General features: G+C 63.3%; 18 protein-coding genes and 1 pseudogene. 10 read left to right on the forward strand and 9 right to left on the reverse strand.

Annotated elements, in window-relative coordinates; all coding sequences use genetic code 11:
• The first annotated feature begins 3 nt into the window (after nucleotides 1-3).
• Both DJ563_RS21480 and DJ563_RS21485 read left to right on the forward strand, forming a co-directional pair.
• Nucleotides 4-777 (forward strand): gamma-glutamyl-gamma-aminobutyrate hydrolase family protein, encoded by a 774-nt coding sequence (locus DJ563_RS21480; protein WP_274099839.1) that lies wholly within the window; start codon nucleotides 4-6, stop codon nucleotides 775-777.
• Nucleotides 778-889: 112 nt separating this feature from the next.
• On the forward strand, nucleotides 890-2431 hold the full coding sequence (locus DJ563_RS21485; RefSeq protein ID WP_274099840.1) for an APC family permease: 1542 nt from the start codon (nucleotides 890-892) through the stop codon (nucleotides 2429-2431).
• A 33-nt stretch (nucleotides 2432-2464) separates the two neighbouring features.
• Here the strand turns inward: DJ563_RS21485 and gmk are convergent, their stop codons facing one another.
• On the reverse strand, nucleotides 2465-3085 hold the full coding sequence (gene gmk, locus DJ563_RS21490) for a guanylate kinase (RefSeq protein WP_274099841.1): 621 nt from the start codon (nucleotides 3083-3085) through the stop codon (nucleotides 2465-2467).
• A gap of 13 nt (nucleotides 3086-3098) precedes the next feature.
• The gene (locus DJ563_RS21495) at nucleotides 3099-3962 is read right to left on the reverse strand and encodes a YicC/YloC family endoribonuclease (protein WP_033702312.1); all 864 of its coding nucleotides are present in this window, start codon (nucleotides 3960-3962) and stop codon (nucleotides 3099-3101) included.
• A gap of 226 nt (nucleotides 3963-4188) precedes the next feature.
• Here DJ563_RS21495 and rph point away from each other — a divergent pair, with 226 nt between their 5' ends.
• The gene (gene rph, locus DJ563_RS21500; protein ID WP_033702311.1) at nucleotides 4189-4911 is read left to right on the forward strand and encodes a ribonuclease PH; all 723 of its coding nucleotides are present in this window, start codon (nucleotides 4189-4191) and stop codon (nucleotides 4909-4911) included.
• 61 nt (nucleotides 4912-4972) lie between these two features.
• On the opposite strand, the gene DJ563_RS21505 is transcribed toward rph, so the two are convergent.
• Nucleotides 4973-5752 carry an exodeoxyribonuclease III gene (locus DJ563_RS21505; protein WP_003253401.1) on the reverse strand — a complete coding sequence of 260 codons (780 nt, stop codon included), beginning with the start codon at nucleotides 5750-5752 and terminating at the stop codon, nucleotides 4973-4975.
• Nucleotides 5753-5832: 80 nt separating this feature from the next.
• On the opposite strand from DJ563_RS21505, the gene pyrE reads away from it, so the two are divergent.
• The 4 genes from pyrE to DJ563_RS21525 all read left to right on the forward strand — a co-directional run bounded on the left by pyrE (nucleotide 5833) and on the right by DJ563_RS21525 (nucleotide 10617).
• A complete protein-coding gene (pyrE, locus tag DJ563_RS21510) occupies nucleotides 5833-6474 on the forward strand; it encodes an orotate phosphoribosyltransferase (protein ID WP_274099842.1) in 642 nt (213 codons plus the stop codon).
• Between the two features lie 130 nt (nucleotides 6475-6604).
• On the forward strand, nucleotides 6605-7144 hold the full coding sequence (locus tag DJ563_RS21515; RefSeq protein WP_052040640.1) for a sigma-70 family RNA polymerase sigma factor: 540 nt from the start codon (nucleotides 6605-6607) through the stop codon (nucleotides 7142-7144).
• Entirely contained in the window at nucleotides 7137-8105 is a 969-nt protein-coding gene (locus DJ563_RS21520; protein WP_434518307.1) for a FecR domain-containing protein, read from the forward strand. The genes DJ563_RS21515 and DJ563_RS21520 overlap by 8 nt, the downstream gene beginning before the upstream one ends.
• Before the next feature lie 79 nt (nucleotides 8106-8184).
• Entirely contained in the window at nucleotides 8185-10617 is a 2433-nt protein-coding gene (locus DJ563_RS21525) for a TonB-dependent siderophore receptor (RefSeq protein ID WP_434518308.1), read from the forward strand.
• Between the two features lie 75 nt (nucleotides 10618-10692).
• On the opposite strand, the gene argB is transcribed toward DJ563_RS21525, so the two are convergent.
• The 4 genes and pseudogenes from argB to coaBC all read right to left on the reverse strand — a co-directional run bounded on the left by argB (nucleotide 10693) and on the right by coaBC (nucleotide 14810).
• A complete protein-coding gene (argB, locus tag DJ563_RS21530) occupies nucleotides 10693-11598 on the reverse strand; it encodes an acetylglutamate kinase (protein WP_274099845.1) in 906 nt (301 codons plus the stop codon).
• Nucleotides 11599-11628: 30 nt separating this feature from the next.
• Nucleotides 11629-13002 (reverse strand): annotated as a pseudogene (locus tag DJ563_RS21535) (phosphomannomutase/phosphoglucomutase); the annotation flags it as partial.
• A 135-nt stretch (nucleotides 13003-13137) separates the two neighbouring features.
• The gene (dut, locus tag DJ563_RS21540; protein ID WP_027592160.1) at nucleotides 13138-13593 is read right to left on the reverse strand and encodes a dUTP diphosphatase; all 456 of its coding nucleotides are present in this window, start codon (nucleotides 13591-13593) and stop codon (nucleotides 13138-13140) included.
• Nucleotides 13594-13598: 5 nt separating this feature from the next.
• The gene (gene coaBC / locus DJ563_RS21545) at nucleotides 13599-14810 is read right to left on the reverse strand and encodes a bifunctional phosphopantothenoylcysteine decarboxylase/phosphopantothenate--cysteine ligase CoaBC (RefSeq protein ID WP_033702301.1); all 1212 of its coding nucleotides are present in this window, start codon (nucleotides 14808-14810) and stop codon (nucleotides 13599-13601) included.
• A 127-nt stretch (nucleotides 14811-14937) separates the two neighbouring features.
• Between coaBC and radC the strand changes: the two genes are divergently transcribed.
• The gene (gene radC / locus DJ563_RS21550; protein ID WP_033702300.1) at nucleotides 14938-15618 is read left to right on the forward strand and encodes a RadC family protein; all 681 of its coding nucleotides are present in this window, start codon (nucleotides 14938-14940) and stop codon (nucleotides 15616-15618) included.
• Between the two features lie 115 nt (nucleotides 15619-15733).
• Here radC and DJ563_RS21555 read toward each other — a convergent pair whose 3' ends face one another.
• Nucleotides 15734-17323, reverse strand: a complete 1590-nt coding sequence (locus DJ563_RS21555) for an ABC transporter substrate-binding protein (RefSeq protein ID WP_434518309.1) — start codon at nucleotides 17321-17323, stop codon at nucleotides 15734-15736.
• Nucleotides 17324-17683: 360 nt separating this feature from the next.
• Between DJ563_RS21555 and rpmB the strand changes: the two genes are divergently transcribed.
• Both rpmB and rpmG read left to right on the forward strand, forming a co-directional pair.
• Nucleotides 17684-17920, forward strand: coding sequence for a 50S ribosomal protein L28 (rpmB, locus tag DJ563_RS21560; protein WP_003253504.1), 237 nt, complete (start codon nucleotides 17684-17686; stop codon nucleotides 17918-17920).
• 11 nt (nucleotides 17921-17931) lie between these two features.
• Complete coding sequence (gene rpmG / locus DJ563_RS21565; RefSeq protein ID WP_003253507.1) at nucleotides 17932-18087, forward strand: 50S ribosomal protein L33; 156 nt, start codon at nucleotides 17932-17934, stop codon at nucleotides 18085-18087.
• A 73-nt stretch (nucleotides 18088-18160) separates the two neighbouring features.
• Here rpmG and DJ563_RS21570 read toward each other — a convergent pair whose 3' ends face one another.
• Nucleotides 18161-18520, reverse strand: coding sequence for a cupin domain-containing protein (locus DJ563_RS21570; protein WP_434518310.1), 360 nt, complete (start codon nucleotides 18518-18520; stop codon nucleotides 18161-18163).
• Nucleotides 18521-18544 lie beyond the last annotated feature (24 nt).

Genomic DNA, 18544 nt, shown 5'->3' on the forward strand with positions numbered 1-18544 from the left:
CCCATGAGCGCAAATGCGGTCCCTTTGATCGGTATCAGCGCCTGCCGCCAGCAGGTGGGGAAGAACTCGTCGCACACGGTGGGCGACAAGTATGTCGAGGCGGCCGGCTTTGCCGGGCTGCCGCTGATTCTGCCGGCTCGCGACGGGGGCAGTGATACCCCTGGGTTGCTGGCTCGGCTCGACGGCATTCTTTTTACCGGCTCGCCTTCAAATATCGAACCGCATCATTACAATGGCGCCCCCAGCGCGGAGGGTACCCGGCATGATCGCGCGCGCGATCGCCTGACCTTGCCGCTGCTGCAGGCAGCGATTGCCGCCGGTGTGCCGGTGTTTTGCATCTGCCGTGGTTTCCAGGAATTGAACGTGGCCCTTGGCGGCACCCTGCACCAGCGTGTGCAAGCGCTGCCTGGCTACCTCGACCACCGCGAACCTGAGGACGCACCCCTGGAGGTGCAATACGGCCCTCGTCACCCTGTCGGCATCGAGCCTGGCGGGTTGTTCGAGCGCCTGGGCCTGGCTGCGCAATTCGAGGTCAACTCGTTGCACAGCCAGGGCATCGATCGCCTGGCCCCCGGGCTGCGCGTCGAGGCACGGGCCCCGGATGGCCTGATCGAAGCGGTGTCGATGCCGGATGCGCCGGGCTTCGTGCTTGGTGTGCAGTGGCACCCTGAATGGCGTTTCGCCGAAAACCCGGTCTCCCGGCGCCTTTTCCAGGCGTTTCGCGAGGCCTGTATTGCCCATGCTGCACGGGAGGGTGTGCGCCACAAGGCATGCTGACGTCACCCGAAAGTCTCGGATGACTCACCCCCGCTGCAAGCTTTCAATGAGTGAAAGCGGGCCTTGTGCGCAAGGCCTGTGAAAACAATTCCAAAATTTACGGCAAATACTCATGAGCGATTACACAGAAGCCGGCCGCCCACCCGATGTGGCGGCCGACGCGGGCAACACCCAGCGCAGCAAGGGCTTGGCCAAAGGTCGCCTGGGCTTGCTGGCCAGCGTGGTGCTGGGCATTTCCACCATCGCCCCGGTCTATACCCTGACCGGCGCGCTTGGCCCTACCGTGCGAGAGGTGGGCGCCCACCTGCCAGCGGTATTCATCGTCGGCTTCCTGCCGATGCTGCTGGTCGCCCTCGGCTATCGCGAGTTGAACTCGGCAGAGCCGGACAGCGGCACTTCGTTCACCTGGTCGGCGCGTGCCTTCGGCCCGATGATCGGCTGGATCGGTGGCTGGGGGCTGGTGGTCGCCACGACCATCGTGCTGTCGAACCTGGCGGGCGTGGCGGTCGATTTCTTCTATCTGTTCCTCGGTCAGATCACGGGCAACCATGGCCTGGCTGCCTTGGCAGACAACCTGCTGATCAATATCGCCACTTGCTGCGTGTTCATTGCCCTGGCGGTGTGGATATGTTGTCGCGGCATAGCCACCACCATGACGGTGCAGTATGGCCTGGTGGCCCTGCAGTTGCTGGTGCTGATCGGCTTTGCCTTCGCTGCCTTCGGTGGCACCACCGCGCCGCCACCGCTGGCGTTCGATTTCGCCTGGTTCAACCCGTTCGGTGTCGAGTCGTTCTCGGCCTTTGCTGCGGGGCTGTCGTTGTCGATCTTCATCTTCTGGGGCTGGGACACGTGCCTGACCGTCAGCGAAGAGTCGGTGGGCAGCGAAGAGGTGCCGGGCAAGGCCGCCACCTGGACGGTGATGTTGATCCTCGGCCTGTACCTATTCACCGCCATCGCCACACTGCAGTTTGCCGGTATCAGCGAAACGGGCCTGGGCCTGAACAACCCGCGCATCCAGGAGAACGTCTTTGCCCACCTGGCCGGCCCGGTCATGGGGCCGCTGGCGATTCTGATGTCGATCGCCGTGCTGGCCAGCACCGCAGCGTCGCTGCAGTCGACCTTCGTGGCGCCGGCGCGCACCCTGTTGGCCATGGGTTACTACGGTGCGGTACCGCAAAAGTTCGCCAGTGTCTGCCCGCGTTCGCAAACGCCGCGCTACGCCACCATCTGCGCAGGCCTTGCCGCTGGCCTGTTCTACGTGACCATGCGTACCCTGAGCGAGAACGTGCTGGCGGATACCATCACTGCCCTGGGCATGATGATCTGCTTCTACTATTCGCTGACCGCGTTTGCCTGCGTCTGGTATTTCCGCGGCAGCCTGTTCGACAGCCTGCGCCATTTCATCATGCGCGGCCTGTGCCCGCTGGTAGGCGGGGTGATCTTGTCGGTAATCTTCGCGCGTACCGCCATCGACAGCGCCTCGCCAGACTTCGGCAGCGGCTCGCATGTGGGCGGGCTGGGGTTGGTGTTCGTGATTGCCGCGATCATTTCGGTGCTCGGCATCGGGCTGATGATGCTGTCGCGCCTGCGGGCGCCGGCGTACTTCCTGGGGGCCACCTTGCGTCAGCAGGCCACCCTGCCACTGCAGGAATAAGCAAATGGGGCCGCTAAGCGGCCCCATTTGTTTTCAGCCGACCAACTGCTTCAGCAATGCGCCGTTGCGCTGTTGCTGCTTCTTCAGCAGTAACCGGTTGGCAACGAACACCGCCTTCAACTCCTCCAGCGCGACGCCGAAGTCATCATTGATGATCAGGTAATCGTACTCGTCGTAATGCTCCATCTCGCTGACCGCTTCCTTCATGCGCCCGGCGATGATCTCTTCGCTGTCCTGGCCACGGCCATCCAGCCGCTGACGCAGGGCTTCCTGGCTCGGCGGCAGGATGAACACCGACAGTGCCTCGGGCATCAGTTTGCGCACCTGCTGAGCACCCTGCCAGTCGATCTCCAGAATCAGGTCGTAACCCTGGTCGAGGGTGTGCTGCAGCGCGCTGCGCGAGGTGCCGTAGAAGTTGCCGAACACCTCGGCATGCTCGAGGAAGTCACCTTGCTCGATCAGCGCCTTGAATGTTTCGTGCACGACGAAGTGGTAGTTCACCCCGTGCTGCTCGCCCGGGCGCATGGCGCGGGTGGTGTGCGAGACCGAGACGCGGATTTGCTGGTCGTCCTGGGTCAGGGCGGTGACCAGGCTGGTCTTGCCGGCACCCGAGGGTGCCGAAACGATGTAGAGGGTGCCGCTGCTGTGATTCATGGTCGGGGTGGCCTTACTCGATGTTCTGTACTTGTTCACGCATCTGTTCGATCAATACCTTGAGGTTGACCGCCGCTTGCGTGCTGCGCGGGTCGAAAGCCTTGGAACCGAGGGTATTGGCCTCGCGGTTGAGTTCCTGCATCAGGAAGTCCAGGCGCCGGCCAGCCGCACCGCCCGACTTGAGCACGCGACGCACTTCGGTGACGTGGGTGCTAAGGCGGTCGAGCTCTTCGGCGACGTCGCTCTTCTGCGCCAGCAGCACCATCTCTTGCTCCAGGCGCTGCGGGTCGAGTTCGGCCTGCATGTCGCCGAAGCGGTCGAGGATCTTCTGCCGCTGGGCGGCCAGCATCTGCGGCACCAGGGCGCGCAGGGTGGTGACCTCGCTGGCCATGTTGTCCAGGCGCTCGTTGATCAGCCTGGCCAGCTCCTGGCCTTCACGCAGGCGCCCGGCCTTGAGCTCGGCCAGCGCTTCGTCGAACAGCGCCATGGCTTCGGCGTTAAGGGCCTGGGGGTCGCTGGCGTCGGCGACCAGCACGCCCGGCCACGACAGCACTTCCAGCGGGTTCAGCGGTGCCGGTTGCTTGATCAGGCCTGCGACCTCTTCGGCAGCGGCGACCAGTTGCGCCGCGCGCTCGCGGTCAACCTTGAGCGGCTTGCCGGTGCTGTCTTCGTTGAGGCGCAAGGTGCATTCCACCTTGCCGCGCGACAGCCCTTGGCGCAGGCCCTCACGGACTGCCCCTTCGAGGTCGCGCAGGGCCTCGGCCAGGCGCAGGTGCGGTTCCAGGTAGCGGTGGTTGACCGAGCGCAGCTCCCAGACCAGGGTGCCTTGGCTGCCGGCGCGCTCGACACGAGCAAAAGCGGTCATGCTGTGCACCATGGGGAGTACCTCGCGTAGATGAATGAACGGGGGGAGCCTCTCGGCTGCAAGGCGCAGGATTGTAGCGCAGTGGGGGCTCGGCGCCCAATCCAGCCATGTTACAGAGCTGGAAATGAACAATGGGAAAAGGCGACAAGCCGTCAGGGCTGCGACAATAGGCATGTCCTCCCGGGGCCGTGAGCTCTATAATGCTCGGCAGATTCAAGTCCCAGTACAGGTATCCCAGATGAAACGTCCAAGTGGTCGCGCCGCCGATCAGCTCCGCTCGATCCGCATCACCCGCAACTACACCAAGCACGCCGAAGGGTCGGTACTGGTCGAGTTCGGTGACACCAAGGTCATCTGCACGGTCAGCGTGGAGAATGGTGTTCCCCGCTTCCTCAAAGGCCAGGGCCAAGGCTGGCTGACAGCCGAATACGGCATGCTGCCGCGTTCCACCGGCGAGCGTAACCAGCGCGAAGCCAGCCGTGGCAAGCAGGGTGGCCGCACCCTGGAAATCCAGCGCCTGATCGGCCGCTCGCTGCGCGCCGCACTGGACATGAGCAAGCTGGGTGACATCACCCTGTACATCGACTGCGACGTGATCCAGGCCGACGGTGGCACCCGCACCGCGTCGATCACCGGTGCCATGGTCGCCCTGTGCGACGCCCTGGCGGTGATCAAGAAGCGTGGCGGCCTCAAGGCCGGCAACCCGCTCAAGCACATGATCGCTGCGGTTTCCGTAGGCATGTACCAGGGCGCGGCAGTGCTCGACCTGGATTACCTCGAAGACTCCGCCGCCGAGACCGACCTGAACGTGGTCATGACCAGCGCCGGTGGCTTCATCGAAGTGCAGGGCACCGCAGAAGGCGCGCCGTTCCAGCCTGAAGACTTGAATGCCATGCTCGCCGTGGCGCAGAAGGGCATGAACGAGATCTTCGAACTTCAGCAGGCTGCCCTGGCCGACTGACTGTTTCTGTAGATACGAAAAAGCCGACATCGATGTCGGCTTTTTCGTATCTGAATACAACTCAGATGGTCAACGTCCAGTCATAGTCCACGATCAGCGGCGCATGCTGCGAGAAGCGCGGCTGACGCGGCAGGCGGGCGTTACGCACGAAGCGGCGCAGGCCCGGGGTGAGGATCTGGTAGTCGAACCGGTAGCCCAGGTTGAGCATCTCGGCCTGTTCGTTGTCCGGCCACCAGCTGTACTGGTCGCCCTCACGGCTGACTTCACGCAGGGCATCCACGTAGCCCATCTCGCCGGTGATCGCGTCCATCCAGGCACGCTCCGGCGCCAGGAAGCCAGGCGATTGCTGGCTGTCGCGCCAGTTCTTGATGTCGAGCTTCTGCTGCGCCACGTAGAACGAGCCGCAATAGATGTACTCGCGCCGCTTGCGCCGCTGTTTGTCCAGGTACTTGGCGAAGTCGTCCATCAACTTGAACTTCTGGTTCAAGTCTTCGTCGCCGTTCATGCCCGAAGGCAGCAGCAGGCTGGCAATACTGACTTTGTCGAAATCTGCTTGCAGGTAACGCCCGTAACGGTCGGCTGTCTCGAAGCCCAGGCCGGTGATGACTGCCTTGGGCTGCATGCGCGAGTAAAGGGCCACGCCACCTTGGGCGGGCACCTCCGCGTCGCAGGCATAAAGGAAATAGCCATCGAGCTGGAAAGCTGGGTCGTCGAGTTCAAAGGCCGAGGCGCGGGTATCCTGAAGGCAGATGACGTCGGCATTCTGGGCTTGTAGCCAGCTGAGCAATCCACGCTCGGCCGCAGCCTGAATGCCATTTACGTTCACACTGATGATCCGCATAAATGGCCCCAAAAATCTCGTGCGTGTATGATACCCGAGCTCAACTCATTTAGCTAAATCCGTGGTGTCCGGGACTTTCCATGCAGCCGTATCAGCGCGACTTCATTCGTTTTGCCATCGACCGCGGCGTTCTGCGCTTCGGTGAATTCACCCTGAAATCGGGGCGTACCAGCCCGTACTTCTTCAATGCCGGCCTGTTCAACACAGGTTCTGCACTGGCGCAGTTGGGGCGTTGCTACGCCGCAGCCATCGTCGACAGCAATATCCCCTTCGATGTGCTGTTCGGCCCGGCCTACAAGGGTATCCCCCTGGCGGCGACTACCGCCGTGGCCCTTGCCGACCAGCATCAGCTCGATGTGCCGTGGTGCTTCAACCGTAAAGAAGCCAAAGATCACGGCGAAGGCGGCAGCCTGGTAGGCGCGCCCTTGGCCGGTGAGGTGCTGATCATCGACGACGTGATCACCGCCGGCACCGCCATCCGCGAGGTCATGCAGATCATCAATGCCCAGCAGGCCAAGGCCGCTGGCGTGCTGATCGCCCTGAACCGCGAAGAGCGCGGCAATGGCGAGCTTTCGGCGATCCAGGAAGTGGAGCGTGACTTTGGTATCCCGGTGGTCAGCATCGTTTCGCTGACCCAGGTGCTGGAGTTCCTGGCGGACGACCCGCAGCTCAAGCAGCACCTGCCGGCAGTCGAGGCCTATCGGGCGCAGTACGGCATCTGACAAAGCGCCGTGTTCAGGCGGCCGTAAGGCCGCATGACGTTGCTATACCGAAGGCTGACCCTGCACGTGTACGGGGCCAAGTTTATGCTGATATGATGAGACGAATTCTCATTCACATCTGTAGCCTCTCGTGCAGCACACTTCTTCGGCAAACCACCCTCGGCATCAGGCCATCGACCAGCTCTACAGCCACCACCACGGCTGGCTGCAGGGCTGGCTGCGCAAGCGCTTGGGCAGCGCCGCCGATGCGGCGGATCTGGCCCAGGACACGTTCGTGCGGCTGCTCTGCAGAGCGCCGGGCGAGCCGCTGAACTGCACGACACCGCGCGCCTATCTGGCCACCATCGCCAATCGCCTGGCCCTCAACTTCTACCGTCGCCGCTCGCTGGAGCAGGCCTACCTGGCCGCGCTGGCGCAAACACCCGAAGACCTCGCTCCGTCGCTGGAACAACAAGCGCTGGTGCTCGAAGCCCTCGACGAAATCGACCAGGTTCTTGCTCTGTTGCCCGCCAAAGCCCGCCAGGCGTTCCTGATGGCGCAGCTGGAGGGTTATACCCAGGAAGAGATCGCCAACCGCCTCAATCTCAGCGTGCGCTCGGTGCAGCGCCACCTTGCTCGGGCCTTTGAAGAGTGCATCGTGCTCGCCAGCCAGGGCGCGCAGCATGAGTGATACGCCCATCGACCGTCGCATCGCCCGCGAAGCGGCCCAATGGTTTGTACGCTTGCAGAACAGCAGCGCCGGCGCCGCCGAGCATGCCGCCGGCGCCGAGTGGCGGGCGCGGCACGTGGATCACGAACGGGCCTGGCAACTGGCCGAAAGGTTTGGCGGTCGAGCCCAGCAGCTTGCCGGCAGTGCCGGGCGGGCGGCGCTGGAGCGCCCGCGCAGCCTGGAGCGGCGGCAGGTTCTCAAGACCCTGGCGTTGCTCATCGCCGCCGCCCCCGTAGGCCTCGCAGCATACCGCGGGCTGCCGTGGCGCGAGTGGCAGGCGGACGAGCGCACGGCCACCGGGGAGCAGCGCTCCCTGCAGTTGCCCGATGGCGGGCAGATTCGCCTGAACACCGGCAGCGCCGTGGATATCGCCTATGACGAGCATGTTCGACGCGTGCGCCTCATCGCCGGCGAGATGCTCGTCGAAGTACCCCATGAGCATGCCGGGCGGCCGTTCATCGTCGATACCGCCGAAGCGGAAATTGCCCTGCTCGGCAGCCGCTTTGTGCTGCGTCAGTACCCGCACAGCACTTACCTTGCCGCCCTGGAGGGCGCTGCCCGGGTACGCCCGCGGCGGTCACCGGGTGATGAGGGCCTGATGCTCCTGGTGGCCGGCTTGCAGACGCACGTCAACAGCCGGGCTGCGCAGCCGCCCATGGCGCTGGCGCAAGATCGTCTCGATTGGTTGAACCACGTGCTGCGCGCAGAAAAGATGCGCCTCGATGACTTCATCAACGAGCTCGGCCGCTATCGACCTGGCCTGCTTCGCTGCGACCCGGCAGTGGCCGGGCTGCTGATTTCCGGCGCCTTCCAGTTGCGCGACACCGATCAGGTTCTTCGCGCCCTGAGCCAGACCCTGCCGGTGAGCGTGCTCTACCGCACGCCCTACTGGGTCACCCTCACCGCGCGTGCTAACGCGTGAACAGAATGCGTGTCGTGTTTTTCTCAAGCTGCGTGTCCCTCCCATAAACACATTACTTTTACAGGGCAGGGGCGAACACATGGCGACGACGCAGGGCATTCAACCACTGGCGCGGGCAGTACACGCTGCCGCACTGGGTCTGATCATCGCGGGCGGCGGCCTGGCTGCGGTATCGCTGCAGGCCGCCGAGCAAGGCGCGCGGCAGAACCGTGCCTATCAGGTGCCGGCCGGTAACCTCAGCAGTGCCCTCTCTGACTTCGCCAGCCAGGCAGGCATCACCCTGCCTATCGAGCCGGGCCTGGTGGAAGGTTTGCGCAGCCCTGGCCTGAATGCCGCCACCAGCGTACAGGGCGGCCTGCAGCAATTGCTGCAGGGCACAGGTCTGCAAGCCTCGCCACAGGGTAATGGCCTGTACCTGCTGATGCCGCAGGCAAAGGCTGGCACGGGCCTGGAGTTGGGCGCGACCAGCATTACCGGCCAAGGCCTGGCGGCGACTACCGAGCACAGCGGCTCCTATACCACCGGGGCCATGCAGACGGCCACCAAACTGCCCTTGAGCCTGCGCGAAACGCCGCAGTCGGTCAGTGTGGTCACGCGCAAGCGTATGGACGACAAGGCCATGAACAGCATCAGCGATGTGGTCAAAAGTGCGCCGGGCATTTTTCTCAGTAACTCCGGCGGTGCAGGGCGGCCCTCGTTCAGCGCCCGCGGTTTCAACGTCGACAGCATCATGTACGACGGTTTTCCTACCAGCTTCCTGACCTACCTGCCCAGCGGGGAAGCCAACCTGGCTATGTATGACCGGGTGGAGATCGTGCGCGGTGCCACCGGGCTGGCCCAGGGCGCCGGCAACCCCGGTGGCGCCATCAACCTGGTGCGCAAGCGCCCGACTCACCAATTTCAGGCCACGCTCACCGGCAGTGCCGGTAGCTGGGACGATTACACCGGCACGCTGGACGTCGGCGGCCCGCTCAATGAAAGCGGCACCCTGCGCGCACGTACCGTGGTCTCGCGGCAGGACGCCAAGAGCTTCCGTGACGCGGTGGAGAGTGACCATGAGCTGTTCTACGGCGTGGTCGACGCCGACCTGAGCGAAAGCACCACCCTGACGCTCGGCGCCTACCGCCAGAAGAACCACACCAACTACATTTGGGGCGGGTTGCCCATGGCCCGTGGCGGTGGCCATCTGGGGCTGCCGCGCGACACCTTCCTCGGCCATGACTGGGAGTATTCGGACGATCGCACTACCGGCTATTTCGCCACCCTGGAACACGGCTTCGCCAACGACTGGTCGCTGCGCCTGGCAGCCATGCAGTCGAAGACCGACACCGATGTACTGGCCTCTTCGGTCTGGGAATACGATCGCCATTACCTGTGGACAGAGGCCATGGAACAGAAGGAAACCGGCTATGACCTGGCGCTCAGCGGCCCCTTCCAGTTGCTTGGTCAACAGCATGACGTCACCCTGGGCGTCAGCAAGCGCCAGTTGGATTACCGCTCTGGCAAGGCCTGGAGCGCCTACATCGACGCTGGCATCAATCCCTTCGAGTGGAACCCTCGTGGGCATGCCAAGCCCGATTACGTCACTGGCCCCAACGGCCTTCCCGAAACCACCACCCAGGACAGCGTCTATGCCAGCACCCGGTTGCGCTTGAGCGAGCCGCTGTCGTTGATTCTCGGCGGCCGCGTCGACTGGTACGCGTTCGACGACAGCAAAAGCAGTGAGAACAACTACAAGATCACGCGCAACCTGACCCGCTATGCCGGCCTGGTCTACGACCTGGACACCCATCACTCGGTCTACGCAAGCTACACCGATATCTTCAAGCCGCAGACCAGCAAAGGCCTGGACAGCAAAGTGCTCGATCCCGTGATGGGTGAGAACTACGAAGTGGGCATCAAGGGCGAGTACTTTGGTGGTGCACTGAACGCCAGCATCGCGGTGTTTCAGATCGACCAGAAAAACCGTGCCCAGGAGCTGCCTGACGCCAAAGGCTGCGGCACCGGCCCCGCCAGCGCCTGCTACGAGGCTGCCGGCCTGGTCCGCAGCAAGGGTATCGACCTTGAAACCCAGGGCGCCCTGACCGACAACTGGCAGCTGGCCGCCGGCTACACCTACACCCAGACGAAATACGTCAGCGACGCCAACAAAGCCCGGGAGGGCGAGGACTTCGACCGCACCAAACCGCGCCAGCTGTTCAAGCTGTCGACCATCTACACCCTGCCTGGCGAGCTGCAGCGCTGGCGTGTGGGCGGTGACGTCTACCAGCAGAGCCGCATTCGCACCTCGGGTGGCGCCGGCGCCACGGCCTGGAAAAACCAGCAGGGCTCGTACACCGTGGTCGGCCTGGTGGCAGGCTACCAGGCCAGCGAGCAACTGGACCTGCAGGTCAACGTCAACAACCTGTTCGATCGTACCTACTACAGCAGTGTGGCCAATGGCGCCTACAGCCCGTACGACATCTACGGCGACCCGCGCAATGTGAAACTGACTGCCCGCTACAGCTTCTAGGCACCTGAGGGCACAAGAAAGGCGACCTTTGCGGGTCGCCTTTCTTGTGCTTGCCTGAACTGGCCGCCTGATGAATCAGCGTGGCTTGCGATTGGATATCAGGGTGCCCACACCGCTGTCGGTGAAGATCTCCAGCAGCACCGCATTCGGCACGCGACCGTCGATGATGTGCGAGCTGTTCACGCCACCTTGCACCGCATCCAGTGCGCACTTGATCTTCGGCAGCATGCCACCGTAGATGGTGCCGTCGGCGATCAGTTCGTTGACCTGCTCGGTGGTCAGGCCGGTCAGGACCTGGCCCTGCTTGTCCATCAGGCCGGCGATGTTGGTCAGCAGCATCAGCTTCTCGGCTTTCAGCGCCTCGGCCACCTTGCCCGCCACCAGGTCGGCGTTGATGTTGTACGACTCACCATTGGCACCGACGCCGATCGGCGCGATCACCGGGATGAAGTCGCCCTTGACCAGCATGTTCAACAGGTCGGTGTTCACGCTCACGACTTCGCCGACATGGCCGATGTCGATGATTTCCGGGGTGGTCATCTCCGGCGTCTGGCGGCTTACGGTCAGCTTCTTGGCGCGGATCAGTTCCGCGTCCTTGCCGGTCAGGCCGATGGCGCTGCCGCCGTGGCGGTTGATCAGGTTGACGATATCCTTGTTGACCTGGCCACCCAGCACCATCTCCACCACGTCCATGGTCGCCGAGTCGGTGACGCGCATGCCGTCGATGAAGTGGCTTTCGATCGACAGGCGCTTGAGCAGGTCGCCGATCTGTGGGCCACCACCGTGGACCACCACCGGGTTGATGCCCACAGCCTTCATCAGCACGATGTCACGGGCGAAGCCGGTCTTGAGCTCCTCGCTCTCCATCGCGTTGCCGCCGTACTTGATCACCAGTGTCTTGCCGACAAAGCGGCGGATGTAAGGCAGTGCTTCGGACAAAACTTCGGCTACATGGGAAGCGGCATCGCGATCGAGGGTCATGCAGGGCTCCTGTAAGGAACAGATAGTCGGTCAGAACGGCAGTTGCAGCTCAGGGGCAACCCGCAGCAACTGGGCGCGGAAAACATCCTTGATACGTTGCAATTCGGCGTCGCTGTCGGCCTCGAATCGCAGCACCAGCACCGGTGTGGTGTTGGAGGCGCGTACCAGGCCCCAGCCGTGGGCATAGTCGACCCGCACACCGTCGATGGTGGTCAGGTTGGCCGCGCCCCAGTCGGCGTCGCGTTGCAGTGCATCAATGATGCTGAATTTACCCTCGTCGGTCACATCAATATTGATTTCCGGCGTGGAAATATCGTTCGGGAACGCCGCGAACAGGCTTTCGGCGTCCTGGTCGGCCTTGCTGAGGATCTCCAGCAGGCGTGCGGCACTGTAGATGCCGTCGTCGAAACCGTACCAGCGCTCCTTGATGAAAATGTGCCCGCTCATCTCGCCAGCCAGCAGCGAGCCAGTCTCTTTCATCTTCTTCTTGATCAGCGAATGGCCGGTCTTCCACATCAGCGCGCGGCCGCCATGCTGTTCGATCAGCGGGGTCAGGCGACGGGTGCATTTGACGTCGAAGATGATCTCGGCGCCCGGGTTGCGCGACAGCACATCCTGGGCAAACAGCATCAGCAGGCGGTCGGGGTAGACGATGGTGCCGGTGTTGCTCACCACGCCCACGCGGTCGCCGTCGCCGTCGAAGGCCAGGCCGATGTCGGCACCGGTCTGCTTGACCTTGGCGATCAGGTCTTCGAGGTTTTCTGGCTTGCCCGGGTCCGGGTGGTGGTTGGGGAAGTTGCCGTCGACCTCGCAGAACAGCGGGATGACTTCGCAGCCGAGGGCTTCGATCAGTTGCGGGGCGATGACGCCGGCCGCGCCGTTGCCGCAGTCCACCACCACCTTGAGCTTTTTCGAAAGCTTCACGTCGGCGATGATCTGCTGGTAGTAGCGCTCGAGAATCTCGACCTTCTGCACGCTGCCTTCGGCACGGGTCAGGTCGTTGGTTTTCAGGCGGGTCAGCAGGGCCTGGATCTGTTCGTTGGCCAGGGTGTCGCCGGCGATGACGATCTTGAAGCCGTTGTAGTCCGACGGGTTGTGGCTGCCGGTCAGCATCACACCCGATTTTCCGGCCAGCACGTTGGCGGCGTAATACAGCGCCGGGGTCGGCACCAGGCCGACGTCGCTGACCTGGCAACCGGCGTCGGCCAGGCCTTTGATCAACTGCTCGACCAGCATTGGGCCAGACAGGCGGCCATCGCGGCCGACAGCGATCTGTGGCTCGCCCTGGGCGAGGGTCTGGGCGCCGATGGCGCGGCCGATCCAGTAGGCGGTTTCGGCGTGGAGGGTCTTGCCGACCACGCCGCGAATGTCATAAGCGCGGAAAATGCTGTCCGGCAGTGCGGGGACCAGCTGGGCCATTTCGTTCATCTCTGGAAGCTCCATTAGTCAAAGGCTGTCTGGGCAGGCGCAAACTGAACGCTTGGACGGTGGTTTCGCCAGAGAGTTCGCCATCCTTGGCCTGAACGGTCAGCTGTCGGCTCAGTGGCTGCCGGAGTGGCCGAAACCGCCAGTGCCACGCTGGCTTTCGTCAAAGGCCTCGACGATGTCGAAATGCGCCTGCACCACCGGCACCAGCACCAATTGGGCGATGCGCTCGCCAATGGCGATGGTGAATGGGGTGTTGCCGCGGTTCCAGCACGACACCATCAGCTCGCCCTGGTAGTCCGAGTCGATCAGGCCGACCAGGTTGCCCAGCACGATGCCGTGCTTATGGCCCAGGCCCGAGCGCGGCAGGATCATGGCCGCCAGGCCTGGGTCGCCGATGTAGATCGACAGGCCGGTGGGGATCAGCAGGGTCTGGCCCGGCTCGAGGACGGTGTCCTCCTTGAGCAGGGCGCGCAGGTCCAGCCCGGCGGAACCCGGGGTGGCGTACTGCGGCAGGGGGAATTCGGTGCCCAGGCGTGGGTCGAGGATCTTGGCTTGAAGAGCGTGCATGTAACTTATTGAACCTGGTTGAGCCGTTCGGCGATGAAGGCGACCAGTTGCCGGGCGATCTTGCCCTTGCTGGTCTGCGCAAAGAGGGTCTGGTGCTGCTGGCGATCGATCACGGTCAAGGCGTTTTCTTCGCTGTTGAAGCCGATGCTGGGGTTGGCCACATCATTGGCGACGATCAGGTCGAGGTTCTTGTCCTTGAGCTTGCGTGTGGCGTAATCGAGCAGGTGTTCGGTCTCGGCGGCGAAGCCGACACTGAACGGGCGGTCGCTACGGCCAGCAATGGTTGCAAGGATATCGGGATTGCGCACCATCTGCAGCAGCATGCCGTCGCCGGTCGTAGGATCTTTCTTGAGTTTTTGCGCGGCAACGACCTCTGGCCGGTAGTCCGCGACGGCTGCCGAGGCAATGAACAGGTCGCAGGGCATGGCCGCTTCACAGGCCGCGAGCATGTCGCGCGCGCTGACCACGTCGATCCGGTTGACCCGGTCGGGCGTGGGCAGGTGCACCGGGCCGGTGACGAGGGTCACCCGAGCACCGGCCTCGGCGGCCGCTTCGGCCAGGGCAAAGCCCATCTTCCCGGAGCTATGATTGGTGATGTAGCGCACCGGGTCGATGTTTTCCTGGGTCGGGCCGGCGGTGATCAGCACGTGTTTACCGGTCAGCGTCTGGCGCTTGAAGCTTTCGGCGGCGCACCAGGCCAGGTCGGTGGCTTCCAGCATGCGGCCAAGGCCTACGTCGCCACATGCCTGGCTGCCGGAAGCCGGGCCGAATACCTGGATGCCGCGGCTTTTGAGCAGGTCGAGGTTGGCCTGGGTGGCCGGGTCGCGCCACATGGCCTGGTTCATGGCCGGAGCCACGGCAACGGTGGCGTCGGTGGCCAGTATCAGGGTGGTCAGCAGGTCGTCGGCCATGCCCTGGGCCATACGCGCCATCAGGTCGGCAGTGGCAGGGGCAATGAGCACCAGGTCGGCCCACTTGGCCAGCTCGATATGGCCCATGGCCGCTTCGGCGGCGGGGTCGAGCAGGTCCATGTGCACCGGGTGGCCGGACAGCGCCTGCAGGGTCAGCGGGGTGATGAACTCTGCACCGCCACGGGTCATGACGACGCGCACCTGCGCGCCGTGCTCCAGGAGTCGGCGGATCAGCTCGGCGCTTTTGTAGGCGGCAATGCCGCCACCGACGCCGAGAACGATGCGCTTGTGATACAGCCGCTGCATAGGCTTTTGCCTTATTCCAGTGAAAGCGGGCGGCGACAAGAACTGCCTGCGGCAGAACGTCGCATGTACGAGGCGAACTAGATTAACACAGGGCCCAAACGTGCCGCAGCAGGACCAAGGAGCAGGGATGAGTATCAGGGAATGGCCGGCTGAAGAACGGCCGAGGGAGAAGCTGCTGTCGCGTGGCGTAGCGGTGTTGTCGGATGCCGAGCTGGTGGCTGTGCTGCTGGGTTCGGGGGTTGCTGGGCGCAATGTGATGGACCTGGCGCGAGGGTTGCTGGTGCGCTTTGGCGGCCTGAGGCAGTTGCTCGATGCCGATCGCCAAGCCGTTTTGCGCGAGCCTGGCCTCGGCCCCGTGAAGTACGCCCAGTTGCAGGCCTTGCTGGAGATTGGCCGGCGTTACCTGGATGAGGGTATCGAGCGCACACCTGCGCTGGAAAGCCCGGTGGCGGTGCGGCGTTACCTCAAGGCCATGCTGCGGCATGAGGCCAGTGAGGTGTTTGGGTGCTTGTTTCTGGATACCAAACACCGGCCGCTGGCGTTCGAAATCCTGTTCAGGGGTACGATCGACCGGGCCAGTATCTACCCGCGGGAAGTGGTGCGCCGGGCGTTGCTGCACAACGCGGCGGCGTTGATCTTGTGCCACAACCATCCGTCGGGCAACAGCGAGCCAAGCCAGGATGATGTGCACATGACACTAGCGCTCAAGCGAGCGCTAGGGCTGATCGATGTGCGAGTGCTCGACCACGTCATCGTGGGTGACGGCGAGCCGTTGTCGATGGTGGAGCAGGGGTGGATCGTTGCCTAGGTGCTGCGGTGCTTGTGCCGGCCTCTTCGCGGGTATGTCACTGCCCTTGAGAACAGTGAAGTACCTGTGGGAGCGGGCTTGACCCGCGAAGAGGCCGGCACGGGCAGCTACACCCTCAGCGGGTCACCGAAACCTTGCTGAAATCCAACCGCCCGAACGGGCTCACCTGGTACCCCTCGACCCCCTGGCGCAGCAAGGTGGCCGCTGTGGGGTGCGCCAGCGGCACCCACAGTGCCTGCTGCTGGATCAGTGTCTGCGCCTGCTGGTACAGCCGGCTGCGCACGCTCTGGTCGTTGGTGGTGCGGCCAGCATTGATCAACTGGTCAAGGCGGCTGTCGCAGAACCGCGCGAAGTTGGTCCCTGATTTCACTGCAGCACAGGAAAACTGCGGGCTCAGGAAGTTATCCGGGTCACCGTTGTCCCCCGCCCAGCCCATGAACAGCAAATCATGCTCGCCGGCCTTGGCGCGGCGGATCAGCTCGCCCCATTCGATCACCCGGATCTCGGCCTTGATGCCGATCTTGCCCAGGTCGGCTTGCAGCATCTGCGCGCCAAGGCTGGGGTTGGGGTTGAGCAGGCTGCCCGACGGGCGGGTCCAGATCGTGGTGCTGAAACCCTCTGGCAGGCCTGCCTTGGTCAGCAGGGCCTTGGCCTTTTTCAGGTCCATGGGGTAGCCAGGCAAGTCCTTGGCGTAGCTCCAGGTGTTGGGCGGGTAGGGGCCGTTGGCGGCCGTCGCGGTGCCTTCGAACACGGCCTTGAGGTAGGCCTGCTTGTCGAAGGCCAGGTTGATGGCCTGGCGCACCTCTGGCTTGTCCAGCGGCGGGTGTGCGCTGTTGATGGCGACGAAGGCGGTCATGAAGGCCGGCGTGCTGGCGACCTGGAGGCTGCCATCCTTGCTGGCTTCAGCGATATCCAGGGGCTTGGGCGACAAGGCGACCTGGCATTCGTTGCGCTTGAGCTTCTGCAGGCGCACGTTGGCATCGGTGGTGATGGCGAAGATCAGCGGGTCGACTGAAGGCTTGCCAGCGAAGTAGTCGGGGTTGGCGCGGTAGCGCACCACGGCGTCTTTCTGGAAGCGCTGGAAGACGAACGGCCCGGTGCCGATCGGCTGGCTGTTGAGCTTTTCCGGGGTGCCTGCCTTGAGCAGCTTGTCGGCATATTCGGCAGAATAGATCGAGGCAAAGCCCATGCTCAGGGTGGCCAGGAACGTGGCATCCGGGTGGGCCAGGGTGAAGCGCACGGTCTGCGGTTCAGGGGCGTCGATCGACTTGATCAGGCTGCCCAGTTGCAGCGATTGTGCGTGCGGGTAACCGCCCGGGGCGGTCTTGTGCCAGGCGTGCGCCGGGTAGAGCATACGCTGGAAGCTGAACAGCACATCGTCGGCGTTCAGCGCGCGGGACGGCTTGAAGTAGGCAGTGGTGTGAAACTTCACGTCATCGCGCAGCTTGAAATCGTAGATCAGGCCGTCGGCCGACACCGTCCAGCTCGCCGCCAGGCTGGGTACCACCTTGCCCTGGGTCGCATCGAACTCCACCAGGCGGTTCATCAGCACGTCGGCCGAGGCGTTGGTGGTGGTCAGCGAGTTGTACTGGACCACGTCGAAACCTTCGGGGCTGGCTTCGCTGCAAACACTCAGCGCGGCTGCCTGGGTGACGCCTGCGGTAAACAGTGAGGTGAACAAGAGGGAAAGGGCGGCGGCACGCATCGTGACTCCTTGGCTGTCAGTGGCCCATCTGCCAGTGCAGTCTGGAAACGTCCTACCCTAGTGCGCCCGCCTGCAAATGACCACACCCTTTTTTACAAATTCGGCGACGAGTGGTCGACGCCTGCCGGGGCCTGCCGCTATGCTGCCCCGGCGCACTCGGCGTCGTGTCAATATTCATCATATGTTGTTGCAGTCGAGTCTTTCTGGTATAAAGCAGCGCTCTTTTCTAGGGGCTCGGCCTGTCGCATCAGCGGATCCGGTCGATAAGACCTCCAGAATCACGGCGCCTGGCGCCAAAGACTGAGAGATTAAGCGGCCAACCCATGCCGGGTTGGGCATGTGGTTTTAGAGGGCTGAGTCATGTCGAGAGTCTGTCAAGTTACTGGTAAGGGTCCAGTAACCGGGAACAACATTTCCCACGCAAACAACAAAACCCGTCGTCGTTTCCTGCCGAACCTGCAGCACCACCGTTTCTGGGTTGAGTCCGAGAAGCGTTTCGTGCGTCTGCGCGTTTCCGCCAAGGGCATGCGTATCATCGACAAGCGCGGCATCGACGCCGTTCTGGTTGACATCCGTAAAGCTGGCGCCAAGGTTTAAGGGAGAACATCATGCGTGAATTGATCCGTCTGGTTTCGAGTGCCGGTACCGGCCACTTCTACACCACCGACAAGAACAAGCGCACCACCCCGGACAAAATCGAGATCAAGAAATATGATCCGGTTGTTCGTAAGCACGTGGTGTACAAGGAAGCCAAGATCAAGTAATTGATCGGCGACCTGAAAAAAACCCGCATCCGAAAGGACGCGGGTTTTTTTATGGCTACGCTAAAGGCGCCGCTTATTTCTGCTCGAACATCACATAGATCTTGCGGCAAGGCTCCAGCACCTCCCAGGTGCCCTTGAAGCCTGCCGGGATGACGAACCGATCACCGGCACGCAGGGTCTTGGCGCCGCCGTCCTGGTCACGCAGCACCGAAACACCCAGCACGATCTCGCAGTACTCGTGTTCGGTGTAGCTGACCGTCCACTGGCCGACTTCACCTTCCCAGACGCCCGCGGCGAACTGGCCGCACGGGCTGGCGTAGTGGTTGTAGACGGCCTGGTCCGGCTCGCCCTTGAGGATTTTCTCTGCCGCGGGACGGTAGCGTTCGGCCTCGGTAAGAACCTGGGCGAAGTCGATGATGCTGGCGATGCTCATGGTGCGGCTCCTGTTGTTGTTTAA

This window comes from Pseudomonas sp. NFX1 (assembly GCF_051123555.1).
Lineage (GTDB): Bacteria > Pseudomonadota > Gammaproteobacteria > Pseudomonadales > Pseudomonadaceae > Aquipseudomonas > Aquipseudomonas capeferrum.